Source organism: Streptomyces sp. NPDC085944 (genome assembly GCF_040686295.1).
Taxonomy (GTDB): Bacteria; Actinomycetota; Actinomycetes; order Streptomycetales; family Streptomycetaceae; genus Streptomyces; species Streptomyces salinarius.
This window is the reverse complement of the sequence record NZ_JBFBJX010000002.1, coordinates 484,064-496,320: the sequence shown is the minus strand read 5'-3', so window position 1 is coordinate 496,320 and position 12,257 is coordinate 484,064. Positions and strand designations below refer to the sequence as shown.

Annotated in this window: 11 protein-coding genes; 7 read left to right on the top strand and 4 right to left on the bottom strand. The window is 74.4% G+C overall.

Going from position 1 to position 12,257, the window contains the following annotated elements; translation table 11 throughout:
* Positions 1-14 precede the first annotated feature (14 nt).
* The 6 genes from AB0P07_RS06045 to AB0P07_RS06020 all read left to right on the top strand — a co-directional run bounded on the left by AB0P07_RS06045 (position 15) and on the right by AB0P07_RS06020 (position 8,100).
* Positions 15-2,978 carry an AAA family ATPase gene (locus tag AB0P07_RS06045; protein ID WP_365545722.1) on the top strand — a complete coding sequence of 988 codons (2,964 nt, stop codon included), beginning with the start codon at positions 15-17 and terminating at the stop codon, positions 2,976-2,978.
* A 53-nt stretch (positions 2,979-3,031) separates the two neighbouring features.
* Positions 3,032-3,709: an AIM24 family protein gene (locus AB0P07_RS06040; protein WP_365545719.1), complete on the top strand. Its 678-nt coding sequence runs from the start codon at positions 3,032-3,034 to the stop codon at positions 3,707-3,709.
* Between the two features lie 95 nt (positions 3,710-3,804).
* Positions 3,805-4,764 carry a threonine/serine dehydratase gene (locus tag AB0P07_RS06035; protein WP_365545716.1) on the top strand — a complete coding sequence of 320 codons (960 nt, stop codon included), beginning with the start codon at positions 3,805-3,807 and terminating at the stop codon, positions 4,762-4,764.
* A 154-nt stretch (positions 4,765-4,918) separates the two neighbouring features.
* Positions 4,919-6,529: a serine/threonine-protein kinase gene (locus AB0P07_RS06030; RefSeq protein WP_365545714.1), complete on the top strand. Its 1,611-nt coding sequence runs from the start codon at positions 4,919-4,921 to the stop codon at positions 6,527-6,529.
* A 57-nt stretch (positions 6,530-6,586) separates the two neighbouring features.
* Complete coding sequence (locus AB0P07_RS06025; RefSeq protein WP_365545711.1) at positions 6,587-7,564, top strand: LLM class F420-dependent oxidoreductase; 978 nt, start codon at positions 6,587-6,589, stop codon at positions 7,562-7,564.
* A gap of 107 nt (positions 7,565-7,671) precedes the next feature.
* The gene (locus tag AB0P07_RS06020) at positions 7,672-8,100 is read left to right on the top strand and encodes an SsgA family sporulation/cell division regulator (RefSeq protein WP_365545708.1); all 429 of its coding nucleotides are present in this window, start codon (positions 7,672-7,674) and stop codon (positions 8,098-8,100) included.
* A 35-nt stretch (positions 8,101-8,135) separates the two neighbouring features.
* Here AB0P07_RS06020 and AB0P07_RS06015 read toward each other — a convergent pair whose 3' ends face one another.
* Positions 8,136-8,561: a DUF6328 family protein gene (locus AB0P07_RS06015; RefSeq protein WP_365545888.1), complete on the bottom strand. Its 426-nt coding sequence runs from the start codon at positions 8,559-8,561 to the stop codon at positions 8,136-8,138.
* A gap of 238 nt (positions 8,562-8,799) precedes the next feature.
* On the opposite strand from AB0P07_RS06015, the gene AB0P07_RS06010 reads away from it, so the two are divergent.
* Positions 8,800-9,144: a hypothetical protein gene (locus tag AB0P07_RS06010; protein WP_365545706.1), complete on the top strand. Its 345-nt coding sequence runs from the start codon at positions 8,800-8,802 to the stop codon at positions 9,142-9,144.
* A 30-nt stretch (positions 9,145-9,174) separates the two neighbouring features.
* Here the strand turns inward: AB0P07_RS06010 and AB0P07_RS06005 are convergent, their stop codons facing one another.
* The 3 genes from AB0P07_RS06005 to AB0P07_RS05995 form a co-directional block, all read right to left on the bottom strand.
* The gene (locus tag AB0P07_RS06005; RefSeq protein WP_365545703.1) at positions 9,175-10,158 is read right to left on the bottom strand and encodes an aldo/keto reductase; all 984 of its coding nucleotides are present in this window, start codon (positions 10,156-10,158) and stop codon (positions 9,175-9,177) included.
* Between the two features lie 12 nt (positions 10,159-10,170).
* Positions 10,171-11,433, bottom strand: a complete 1,263-nt coding sequence (locus tag AB0P07_RS06000) for an FAD-dependent monooxygenase (protein ID WP_365545700.1) — start codon at positions 11,431-11,433, stop codon at positions 10,171-10,173.
* A gap of 97 nt (positions 11,434-11,530) precedes the next feature.
* The gene (locus AB0P07_RS05995) at positions 11,531-12,229 is read right to left on the bottom strand and encodes a ribonuclease H (protein WP_365545697.1); all 699 of its coding nucleotides are present in this window, start codon (positions 12,227-12,229) and stop codon (positions 11,531-11,533) included.
* Positions 12,230-12,257: the final 28 nt, after the last annotated feature.

Genomic DNA, 12,257 nt, shown 5'->3' with positions numbered 1-12,257 from the left:
GCCCGCGTGTCAGGATGGGCGGCGTGCCGCTGACCTCTCTCACCAGCCCGCTCGTCGGCCGCGAGGACGAACTCGCGCGTCTCGCCGGCGTACTGGACCGCGCCCGCGCCGGCGAGGCCCGCGCGGTGCTCGTCGCCGGGGACGCCGGGGTCGGCAAGACGCGGATCCTGGACGAGGTCGCCGCACGCGCCGCCGCGGCCGGGACGACCGTGCTCACCGGTCACTGCGTGGACCTGGGGGACGTGGGTCTGCCGTATCTGCCGTTCACCGAGATCCTGGGCGTGCTGGCGGCCGACGAGCGGTTCGCCTCCGTGCTGGCCGGCCATCCGGTGGCCGAGCGACTGCTCGGCGGCGGCCCGGACGACGCAACGGACGCCGCGCCCTCGCGGCTGCGGCTCTTCGAGGGCGTGGCCGCCCTGCTGACCGAGCTGGCGGACACCGCGCCCCTGCTGCTGGTCCTGGAGGATCTGCACTGGGCCGACCAGTCCTCCCGGGACCTGCTGAGGTTCCTGCTCAGCCGGGGAGTACTGCAGCGGCCGGCGGGCGGGACACCCGGCCACCGCCTCGCGCTGTTCGCCTCGTACCGCGCGGACGACCTGCACCGCCGCCATCCGCTGCGCCCGCTGCTGGCGGAGCTGGTGCGCCTGCCCTCGGTGGAGCGGCTGGAGCTGCGTCCGCTCCCGGACGCCGACGTGGCCCGGCTGGTGCGCTCGCTGCGGGAGCAACGGCTGCCGGACACCACCGTGCGCCGGATCGTGGAACGGGCCGAGGGCAACGCCTTCTACGCCGAGGAGCTGGTCGCCGCCACCGACGTGCCCGCCTCGGGTGTGCCCAGCGGGCTGGCCGACGTGCTGCTCATCCGGTTCGAGCAGCTGTCCGAGACCGCCCAGCAGGCGCTGCGCACCGCGGCCGTCGCCGGGCGCCGGGTGGGACACGACCTGCTGCGGGACGCCGTCGGGCTGCCCGAGGAGGAACTGGAGTCGGCGCTGCGCGAGGCGGTGGAGCGGCAGTTGCTGGTGTCCGGCGACGGGGACACGTACTCCTTCCGGCACGCGCTCGCCCGGGAGGCGGTCTACGCCGATCTGCTGCCCGGCGAACGGGCCCGGCTGCACGGCGCGTTCGCCCGGCTGCTCGCCGGTCCCGGCCGACGCCCGGACAGCGCGGCCGAGCGCGCCCACCACAACCGCGAGAGCCACGACCTGCCCGAGGCGCTCGCCGCCTCCCTGGAGGCCGCCGACCACGCCCAGCGGATCGGCGCGCCCGCCGAGGAGTTGCGGCACGTCGAGGCGGCCCTCGACCTGTGGACGGCGGTCGACGCGACCGCGCGCCCCGCCGGACCGGACGCGGTGACGCTCACGCTGCGCGCCTCGGCGGCCGCCGTGCACGCCGGTGAGCTGCACCGCGCGGTCTCACTCACCCGGTCCGCGCTGGCCGGCCTCGGCCAGGACGCGGACCTGGAGCTGGCCGCCCGGGTCCGCTACACCCTCGCGGGCAATCTGCTGGACGTCGACAACCTGGAGGCCGCTTACGCCTACAGCAGCGAGGCGCTGGGCCTGATCCCCGCCGAGCCGCCCTCCTCGACGTGGGTGTGGGCGGCGGCCACGCACGTGTCGACGGCCCGCCAGGTCGGGGAGCACGAGACGGCGCGGCGGGTGGCCCGACGGGCGCTGCGGGCCGCCGAGGCGCTGGGGGTCACCGACGCCCGCGCCGATCTGCTGATCTCCCTGACGAGCCTGGAGGGCCACAACCGCGCCACCCCCGAAGGCCGTGAGCGGCTGCTCGAGGCACGCGAGCTGGCGCGGCGGGCCGGCAACGCGCCGGTGGAGCTGCGGGCGCTGTTCAACCTGGCCATCGGCTGCTTCGAGTCGGGTGATCTGGAGGAGTGCCTGCCCTGGGCGTCGGAGGGACTGGAGCGGGCCCGCCGCGCCGGGCTGCTGTCCTCGCCGTATCCCCGGGAGATGCGGTATCTGCGGCTGCTGGTGCGGTACACGCTGGGCCACTGGGACGAGGTGCTGCGCGAGTCCGCCGAGGACGCCGGGGAGGGCCGGGCCGTGGACGGCCACGCCCTCGGGCCCGGGCTGTACGTGGCGCTGGCGCGCGGCGACCTCGGGGCGGCCGACCGGGCCAGGGCCCTGCTGGAGGGACCGTTCGACTGGATGGCGCGGATGGTCGCGGCCGTCGTGCTGACCGACGCGGCGGCACTGCGCGGGGACGCCGAGGACGCCGTGCGGTGGATGCGGTCCAGCGTCGAGGCGCTCACCGAGGCGGGCACCCGGCCCACCGTGACCCTCCGGCTCGCCACCCTCGCACTGGCCGCGGTCGCCGACACGGTGTCCGAACTGCGCCGTGCCGGGGACACGGCCGGGGCGGCCCGCTGGACGGACACGGCGGCGGAACTCCTGGCCGACGCCCGCTGGTCCGCCGAGCACGGTTACGACGACACCCCGCAGGGCCCGGAGGGCCGGGCCTGGCTGGCGCGGGCGGAGGCCGAGTGGTCCCGGGCCGGCGCCGACGTGCCGGATCCGGCGGCGTGGGAGAGGGCGGTGGCCGCCTTCGCCTACGGCGACTCCTACGAGCGCGCGCGGTGCCGGCTGCGGCTGGCCGAGGCCCTGCTGGCGGCGGACCGCCGTGAGGAGGCGGCCGCCGAGGCGGACGCCGTGCGCCGGGAGGCCGACCGGCTCGGCGCGACGCTGCTGCGGGAACGGCTCGACGACCTCGCCCGCCGCGGCCGTCTCACGGACCCGGCGCCGGCCGGGGCGGGCGCCGCGGTGCTGACCGCCCGCGAGCGGGACGTGCTGCGGCTGCTCGCCCTGGGCCACAGCAACCGGCGGATCGGCGAGGAGCTGTTCATCAGCGCCAAGACGGCGAGCGTCCACGTGTCGAACATCCTCGCCAAGCTGGACGCGGCGAGCCGCACGGAGGCGGTCGCGGTCGCCCACCGGCGGGGACTCGTCGCCCCGGAGGCCGCGTCGTCGTAGCCCGGTCCCGCCCGATCTTGGCGGAACGGAACGGTCCGGGCCAGGATGCCGTCATGAAGGGTGACCTCTTTTCCAGCGAGCACATGGTGCAGCCCGCCACGGCGCCGGGCATGACCGTCGAGAACTCCAAGTGCATCCGGTACGCGGTGAACGGCGAGATGCTCGCCCGGCAGGGCGCGATGATCGCCTACCGGGGCAGTCTCCAGTTCGAGCGCAAGGGCCAGGGCGTGGGCGGCATGCTCAAGCGCGCGGTCACCGGGGAGGGGCTGCCGCTGATGGCGGTGCGCGGACAGGGCGAGGCCTGGTTCGCCAACGAGGCCCAGAACTGCTTCATCGTCGAGGTCGAGCCGGGTGACGAGTTCACGGTCAACGGCCGCAACGTCCTGTGCTTCGACGCGTCGCTGTCGTACCGCATCGCCACCGTGAAGGGCTCGGGCATCGCCGGCGGCGGGCTGTTCAACAGCGTGTTCACCGGCCACGGCAGGCTGGGCCTGGTGTGCGAGGGCGACCCGCTGGTCATCCCGGTCTCGCACCAGTACCCCGTCCACGTGGACACGGACGCGATCGTCGGCTGGTCCGCGGGGCTGGCGACCTCGCTGCACCGTTCGCAGTCCATCGGCTCGATGCTGCGCGGCGGTTCGGGCGAGGCGGTCCAGCTGGTGCTCCAGGGCGAGGGCTTCGTCGTCGTACGGCCGAGCGAGGCGACGCCGCAGAAGACGCAGCAGCACTGAGCCCTCTCCGCCCCGGGACTTGTTGACCTTGGGGACCTCGCGCGAAAGGCTGCGAACGGGCGCGGATCACCGCCCGCGCCGGAAGGAAGACTGCCTTGATCGCGATCACGGAGATCGAAGCCGCGGCCGAGCGGATCGCCGGACATGTCGTACGCACCCCGACCGTGCCCAGCCCGGGGCTGTCCGCGCTGCTCGGCGTCCCGGTCACCGCGAAGCTGGAGCTGCTCCAGCGGACCGGTTCGTTCAAGGCGCGCGGCGCGACGGCGAAGCTGCTGTCGCTGACCGAGGCCGAGCGGGCCGCCGGTGTCGTCGCGGTCAGCGGCGGCAACCACGGCATCGCGGTGGCGGTGATGGCAGCCGCCCTGCACGTGAAGGCCACGGTGGTCATGCCGCGCACGGCGCCGGCCCGTTCGGTGGAGATCGCCGAGGAGGCGGGCGCCGTGGTGCGCCTCACCGACGGCATGGACAGCGCCTTCGCGCTGGTCACCCGGCTGCGCGAGGAGGGGCTGACCCTGGTGCACCCCTTCGACGACCCCGTGGTGATCGCGGGCCAGGGCACCGTGGGGCTGGAGTTCGCCGAGGACGCCTCCGACCTCACCGACGTGCTGGTGAGCATCGGGGGCGGCGGGCTGATCGCGGGCGTGGCGGCGGCGCTGCGGGCGCTGCGGCCGGGGGTGCGGGTCTGGGGCGTGGAGACCGAGGGCGCCGAGGCCATGTCCCGGGCGCTGGCGGCGGGCGGGCCGCTGGCGGTGCCGCTGTCGTCGGTCGTCACGACGCTCAGCGCGCCGTCCGTCTCGCAGCTGACGTACGACCATGTGGCGGAGCTGGTCACCGAGGTGCTCGTGGTGCCGGACCGGGAGGCGGTCGGGGGTTCGCTCGCGCTCGCCGAGCACGCCAAGGTGTGGACCGAGCCGGCCGCCGGCTGTCTGCTGCCGGCGGCCCGGCGGGTGGTGGAGCGGGTGGGTGACGGCGCCCGGATCGGGCTCGTGGTGTGCGGCGGCAACGCCACGGTGACGGACATGGCGGGGTGGGCGGACCGTTTCGGACTGCGCTGACGCCCTGACTCCGGGCCGAACCCCGCGCCGAGGCGCCCGCTTTTTGAAGAAGGGTCAGAAAGCGGGCCGGAAGGCGCGTTCGCTGAACGCATCCCGGCCCCCTGGACGTACCCCTGGTCGAGCCGAGAGCCGACGGTGCGAACGAGGGATGGCCATGGTCAGGGCGCACGTCTCCCCACACGAGCGGGTCGCCGGGCGCTACCGCCTGTTCGAGGTCGTCCAGCGCGAGACGAACCGCGTCTGCTGGTCCGGCGAGGACGCCACGACCGGCCGTCCGTGCCTGGTCACGCAGATCGCGCTGCCGCCGGACCGGGCCGGCGAGACCGGCCGCCGGGCTCCAGGCCGGGTGATCCGCACCGGTGCGGCCATGGCGTCGCTGTGCCCCGGGCGGATCGCCGCGGTTTCGGACGCGATGGTCGTGGACGGCACGCTGTGGACGGTGTCCGAGTGGGTCGGCGGCGTTCCGCTCGGCGACCTCCTCGACCGCCGGGGCGCGTTCGGCCATGCCCGGGCCGCACGGGTCGGCCTGGAGTTGCTCGCCGTGCTGGAGGCGGCGCACGCGCACGGCGTGACGCACGGCGAGCTGAGCCCGGGGCAGGTGTTCGTGCGCGAGGAGGGATCCGTCGTCGTCACCGGTTTCGGGCTGGCCGGCGCCACCCTCGCCCCCCGGCTGACGGCGCCCGCGTACGCCTCGCCCGAGCAGGCCCGCGACGAGCGGATCGGGCCCGCGGCCGATCTGTGGACGCTGGGCGCGATCCTCTACACCATGGTCGAGGGCCGTCCGCCGTTCCGTGACCGGGGCCGTCCCGAGGCGACGCTGAGGGGCGTGGACCGGCTGCCGCTGCGCACACCGGTGCGCGCGGGTCCGCTCACCCAGGCCGTGCAGGGGCTGTTGCGCAAGAACTCGCGGGAGCGGCTGACCCGCCCGGTGGTGCGGGCGGCCCTCGCCCGGGCGCTGGCGGAGGAGCCCGAAGCGTCCGCGGGCGAGGAGAACCGGCCCGGGCCGCGCGGCGGATACGCCGTCGTCCGGAGCGCGGGCGGCGACCGGCCGCGAGGGACCGTCGTCGCCGGGATCGCCCTGGCCCTCGTCACGGTCGCGGTCACCGTCCTCGCCGTCACCGGCCGGCTCCCCGGTACGGGCGACGGCGCCACCGGCGCCGGGCAGCGTCCCTCCTCCCCCACCACCGGCGCCGGGCAGCGCCCCTCCGCACCCGCCGCCCCGCCCACCGGTTCCGCGCCCTCCTCCCCCACCGGCCCGCCGGGCGCGAGCGCCTCGTCCTCGCCGCCCGGCCCCCCACCACCGGCCGGGTTCCGCCGCTACGACGCGCCGGAGGGCTTCTCCGTCGCCCTTCCCGAAGGCTGGCGGCGGCTGGACACCGCACGGGTGCCGGACGGCGCCTACCGGGTCGTCTTCGGTGCCTCCGGCGACCCGCGCACGCTCGCCGTCACCTACAGCAGGCGCGCGGGCGACGACCCGGTGGCCGTCTGGCGCGACGACGTGGAGCCGGGCCTCGCCCGCTCCGGCGACTACCGGCGGATCGGCGACATCAGCGCGACGACCTACCGGGGGCGCGAGGCGGCGGACATGGAGTGGCTGGCCCGGGACGACGGCGCCCGGGTCCGCACCTTCGGCCGCGGCTTCCTGCTCGGCGGGGGACGCAGCTTCTCGCTGCGCTGGACGACGCCGGCCGGTGACTGGGGCGACACCGAGAACGAGCGGGCGCTGGCCGCCGTCCTCGGCACCTTCCGGGAGGGCGGGAGCTGACCCCTTCCGCCCCGTTTCCCCCGGTTTTCCCTCGCGCCTCGCGGGGACTCGGCCGCCATGGCACACATCGGATACACGATGATGACCGAGCAGGCCGGCCCGCGAGAACTCGTCGGCCATCTGGTGCGCGCCGAGGAGGTGGGGTTCGACTTCTCGGTGACCTCGGACCACTACTTCCCCTGGCTGCGCTCGCAGGGCCACGCGCCGTACGCATGGAGCGTGCTGGGCGCCGCGGCGCAGGCCACCTCCCGCATCCCGCTGATGACCTACGTGACGTGTCCGACGTTCCGCTACCACCCGGCGGTGGTGGCGCAGAAGGCGGCGACGCTGCAACTTCTCTCCGAGGGCCGGTTCCGGCTGGGTCTCGGCTCCGGCGAGAACCTCAACGAGCACGTGGTGGGCGGCGGCTGGCCGTCGGTCGACGTACGGCACGAGATGCTCCAGGAGGCGGTGGAGATCATCCGCGCGCTGTTCGGGGGCGGCCACGTGAACCACCGCGGCGCGCACTTCGACGTGGAATCGGCCCGGCTGTGGGACCTGCCGGACAGCCCGCCGCCCATCGGCATCGCCGTCTCCGGGGAGCGCTCCGCCAAGCTCGCGGGCGAGTTGGCCGACCTGGTGATCGCCACCGAGCCGAAGGCGGGACTGCTGGACGCCTTCGGCCGGCACGGCGGCGAGGGCAAGCCGCGCGTGGGCCAACTGCCCGTCTCCTACGACCCCGACCGGGACACGGCGATCAAGCGGGCCCACTCCCAGTTCCGCTGGTTCGGCAGCGGCTGGAAGGTCAACTCCGAACTGCCGCACCCGGACTCCTTCGAGGCCGCCACCCAGTTCGTGACGCCCGACGACGTCGCCGAGTCCATTCCCTGCGGCGACGACCCCGACGCCTTCGTGGCGGCCGTACGCCCGTACGTCGAGGCCGGGTTCACCGAGATCGCCCTGGTGCAGATCGGTGGGGAGTCCCAACCGGCCTTCCTGGACTGGTCGCAGAGCACTCTGCTGCCCGCACTCCGTGAGGCGTTCGGCCGCGACTGAGACCGGCGACCGAAACGGACGGACGGGCGAATCACTCGAACGACCGAGCATCTTGCGCGTGAACCGGGTACTAGAGGGCTCTACGTCCGTCCCCCCTGGAGGCATTCGTGAACACCGTCGCGCACAGGACCATGGTCGTGCAGCTCCAGGCGGGCGACGCCGGCGACCGGTTCCCCGTCCTCGCGCACCTCGGATACGACGCGGCGGACCCGTTCGCCCTCACCATGGTCTTCAGCCACGACGGACGGGTGCTCGCCGAGTGGACGCTGGACCGGGAGATGGTCGCCGAGGGCCTCACCCGCCCGGTCGGCGTGGGCGACGTGCGGATGCGGCCCGAGTCGCGGGGCATGTGGGACGAGCTGCGCATCGAACTGCTCGGCGACGACCGGGCCGACGGGGAGCGCCACCGCGCCGTCGTGTTCGTCTGGGCCGCGGCCGTCGAGGCGTTCCTGCGTGAGACGCACACGGTGGTCCGGCCAGGGGAGGAAGAGGTGTGCGTCGACGACTTCCTCGCGGCGCTGACCGCCGAGGGCTGAGGGCCGGCCCGGCCGCCGGGGGACGGTGCCTCGGCTCAGCGGGCCGTGTGGCGGTGCCGGGTCCACAGCGGGATCCCGAACCAGCACAGCAGGTACCAGAGCACCACGCCGGTGACGAGGTAGGGCACGAAGCCGTCGTGGGTCGCGACGCGCAGGATCAGCAGGAGCGAGCAGGCCGTCGTGGCGAGCAGCAGCACGAGGCCGAGCAGCGTCAGCCGGGACGCCCACCGCACCGCATGGGGTTTCACCCGCCGCCCGGAGACGAGGCGGTGCAGGGACACCGGTCCGATCAGGGCGCCGGTCGTCACGGCCCCGAGGACCACCGTGACCAGGTAGATCGTCTGATCGGTGTCCGAGAGGGTCTCGTACTTGGGCTGGAACACGACGGTGAGCAGGAAGCCGAACAGGATCTGCACGCCCATCTGCGCGACGCGGACCTCCTGGATCAGCTCCGTCCACATCCGGTCGGCCCGCTCCTCCTCGGTCTCGTTGCGCCCCCTGCGCCTGGCCTGTTCCTCAGCCGAGCGCGAGTCCGAGTGCGTCACGTCTGCCTCCCGTCGACCGTCGTCTGCGTCTCCTTCCCTGTTCCCGGGATCCCCGTACTCAAGGCGCCGCTCCGTGCGGGCGACGCCCGGTTTGGGTGGTCGGGGGGCGGTTACACGGGCCGGGAACGACCCCGGCGCGGCAAGGAAGGCCAAGATGTCCGACACTCAGCTCACCGTGACGTTCGACGGCGGCGGCATCGACGACGCGCGGGCGGTCGTCCGCGCACTGGAGGGCGTCTTCGGGGCCCCCGGCGACCTGCCCGCGGACGAGGGGGCGACGGTGCGTACCGCGACCTTCGACACCCCGGACGCCCCGCGGGCGGACGCCGCCCCGGCGGCGGGCGGATCGCTGTCGGCGCCGGTGACCGTCACCGTGCAGGGCACACCGCAGGCCGTGGAAGCGGCGAGCGAGACGCTGGCCCGCGCCTTCGGCGCGCGGGACGAGGGCGCGGCCTCCGGCGACCAGGAGCGGGAACGGCAGTTGCGCCTGGTGCCGTGAGGCCGGCCGCGGGCCCCGCCGGTCAGCCCGCTACCAGCGGCTGGCGACCTGGTCCTTGATACGGCGGTCGTAGAGGTCGCGGATCGCGGCGAGGGTGTCCTCGGACAGCTCCGGCAGTCGGGCGGCGTCCGTGTTGGCGCGGGCCTGCTCGGGCGAACGGGCGCCGGGGATCACGCTCGTCACGCCTGGCTGCTGGACGATCCAGCGCAGCGCCAGCTGGGCCGGTGTGTATCCCTCGGGCGCGAGCGCGGCGAACTCGGCGGCGGCCTCCACGCCGGTGGCGAAGTCGACGCCGGAGAAGGTCTCGCCCTGGTCGAAGGCCTCGCCGTGCCGGTTGAAGTTGCGGTGGTCGTTGGCCGCGAAGACCGTGTCCCTGGTGTACTTGCCGGTCAGCAGGCCGGACGCCAGCGGCACCCGGGCGATGATGCCCACGCCGGCCTCGCGGGCCGCGGGCAGGACCTCGCGCAGGGGCTTCATACGGAACGGGTTGAGGATGATCTGGACGCTCGCCACGTTCGGCCGGGCGATCGCGGTGAGCGCCTCCTCGCACGTCTCCACGCTGACGCCGTACGCGGCGACGCGCTCCTCCTCAACGAGGGTGTCCAGGGCGTCGAACACCTCGTCGCTGGAGTAGACGGGCGTCGGCGGGCAGTGCAGCTGCACCAGGTCGAGGCGGTCCACGCCGAGGTTGCGGCGGGAGCGGTCGTTCCACTCCCGGAAGTTGTCCAGGACGTAGTTCTGCGGGATCTGGTCGACCCGGCGGCCCATCTTGGTGGCGACCAGCACGTGCAGGTCGGGCCTGCTCGCGAGGAAGGTCGCGATGGTCTGCTCGCTGCGGCCGTCACCGTAGACGTCCGCCGTGTCGAAGAAGGTCACCCCCGACTCGGCCGCCGCCTCCAGTACCGCGAGGGCTTCCTTGTCGTCCACGTCTCCCCAGTCGGCACCCAGTTGCCAGGTGCCGAGGCCGACCACCGAAGCGTGCTGATCCGACCTGCCGAAAGTGCGCTCGTCCATGGCGTCAGTCTGTCATCCGCGGTGCGCGGGCACCGCGTCGGGACGCCCGGCGCGGTCCGGCCGTTTTCCTGGGGCGAGCCTGCGCGCCTGGACCGTGCGCGCGAGCACGGGTCCCAGTCGGCGCTTGAGCCGGCGCAGCGTCTCCAGCCGGCCGGCCGCCCGGTCCATCCGGTAGTAGAGGCGCGGCGGGAGGTACGGCAGCAGCGGTGAGTGCCGCTGGCCGAGCAGGGCGAACATCTGTTTTGGGGGCAGGTGGATGTAGCGGGGCAGGTTCTCGTACCACTGGGCGCTGAGCCGGGCCGCGCTCTGCACCGGCAGCAGGGCCGTCCGGCGTTCGCGCTCGTAGCGGGCGAGGGCGTCCGGGAGGGGAGTGTCCGGCTCGCGCAGTGCCGCGGCCAGCGCCATGGCGTCCTCCAGCGCGAGCGTGGTGCCGGCGCCGACGGAGTAGTGCGTGGTGTGGGCGGCGTCGCCGAGCAGGACCAGGTTGCCGCGGGACCAGGTGCGGTTGGTGAGGGTGCGGAAGACGGGCCAGGCGGCGCTCGCCCGGCCGGAGGAACGCGCCGTGAGCGGGTGTCCGTCCAGCACGTCGGCGAAGAGCTTCTCCAGCAGGATCAGTGCCTCGGCCTCGTCGGCGCGGTCCAGGCCGAGGCCGGTCCAGGTCTCGGGCGCGCACTCGACGACGCAGGTGCTGCCCTCGGGGCCGTAGCCGTAGCCGTACGCCCAGATCCAGCCGTGGCCGGTCTCGGCGAAGGCGAAGGTGAAGGCGTCGAAGACCTTGGGGGTGCCGAGCCACACGTAGTGGTTGCGGCCGCCGGTGATCTCGGTGCCGAAGTGGCCGGCGTGCCGGCCGCGCAGGGCGCTGCCGGCACCGTCGGCCGCCACCACGAGGTCGGCGGCGGGCGGGTTCGCGCCGGTCACGGGGTGCTCGAACGCCAGGCGTACGCCGAGGTCGCGGGCGCGTGCGGCGAGAAGCGCCAGGAGCCGGTGGCGGCCGATGCCAAAGCCCTCGTCGCCGTGGTGCCGGGTGGTCAGGTCGCCGACGTGGGCGACGCCGTCCCGCCAGCGCACCGAGTGCTCCTCGACGGCGCGCGCCGACTCCGGGTCGTGCTCCTGGAGCCGGTCGAGCAGTCCGCGCCAGTAGGTGACGCCCCAGCCGTAGGTGGAGCCCTCCGGGTCGCGTTCGTACACGGTGACGTCGTGGGCCGGGTCCTGCCGCTTCAGCAGGATCGACAGATAGAGTCCGGCGGGTCCACCGCCGACGCAGGCGACCTTCACACACACCCCTGATATGCACTCATAACGGTCATTCGGGACCGCAGGGTAACAAGGGGAGGGTGGCGGACCGCCGCTACGCGGCCGTGGCCGGCGCGGATTATCCGGCGGCCGCCGTGCGGCACTCCGGGTGGCCCCAGCCCTGGTCGTTCTTGGCGATGGACTCGCCGGCCTCGTACGAGCGGCCGCACTGGCAGCGTCCGGGGAACTTCGCCTTGATGGTGCGGGAGGAGGAGCCGCTCTTGCTGGCCGCGCCCGGTCCGCGGCGCGGTGCCTTGCGGGTCGCCGGGACGTCCGGGGCGGGCGGCGGCTCGGGAGAGCCGAGAGCGCTGCCCGCGGCTTCCTGGACGACGGCCGCCCGACTGGCGGCGCGGTCGGCGAAGTCGTTGAGCCGGTCGCCGTCGACCTGGTGGGCGGGCACGTAGCGGAACTCGACCGAGCGGCCGTCGAGCAGCTCGTCGATGCGCACGACCAGTTCCTGGTTGGCGACCGGCTTGCCGGCGGCCGTCTTCCAGCCGTTGCGCTTCCAGCCCGGCAGCCAGGTGGTGACGGCCTTCATGGCGTACTGCGAGTCCATCCGGACCTCAAGCGGCATGTCGGGGTCGGTCGACGCCAGCAGCCGCTCCAACGCGGTCAGTTCGGCGATGTTGTTGGTGGCCCTGCCGAGCGGGCCGGCCTCCCACCGGACCGGGGCCTGAGACGCGTCGGCCACCACCCAGGCCCAGCCGGCCGGGCCCGGGTTTCCCTTCGAAGCCCCGTCGCACGCGGCCACTACTCGTTCACGCATGCGCTCGATCATGCCATGGTCCGGCGGGGCGTCCGGACGA

Coding starts and splice junctions, on each gene's coding strand:
- AB0P07_RS06045 (WP_365545722.1), top strand. CDS start 15: ATGGGCGGCGTGCCGCTGACCTCTCTCACCAGCCCGCTCGTCGGCCGC.
- AB0P07_RS06040 (WP_365545719.1), top strand. CDS start 3,032: ATGAAGGGTGACCTCTTTTCCAGCGAGCACATGGTGCAGCCCGCCACG.
- AB0P07_RS06030 (WP_365545714.1), top strand. CDS start 4,919: ATGGTCAGGGCGCACGTCTCCCCACACGAGCGGGTCGCCGGGCGCTAC.
- AB0P07_RS06025 (WP_365545711.1), top strand. CDS start 6,587: ATGGCACACATCGGATACACGATGATGACCGAGCAGGCCGGCCCGCGA.
- AB0P07_RS06015 (WP_365545888.1), bottom strand. CDS start 8,561: ATGTGGACGGAGCTGATCCAGGAGGTCCGCGTCGCGCAGATGGGCGTG.
- AB0P07_RS06010 (WP_365545706.1), top strand. CDS start 8,800: ATGTCCGACACTCAGCTCACCGTGACGTTCGACGGCGGCGGCATCGAC.
- AB0P07_RS06005 (WP_365545703.1), bottom strand. CDS start 10,158: ATGGACGAGCGCACTTTCGGCAGGTCGGATCAGCACGCTTCGGTGGTC.
- AB0P07_RS05995 (WP_365545697.1), bottom strand. CDS start 12,229: ATGATCGAGCGCATGCGTGAACGAGTAGTGGCCGCGTGCGACGGGGCT.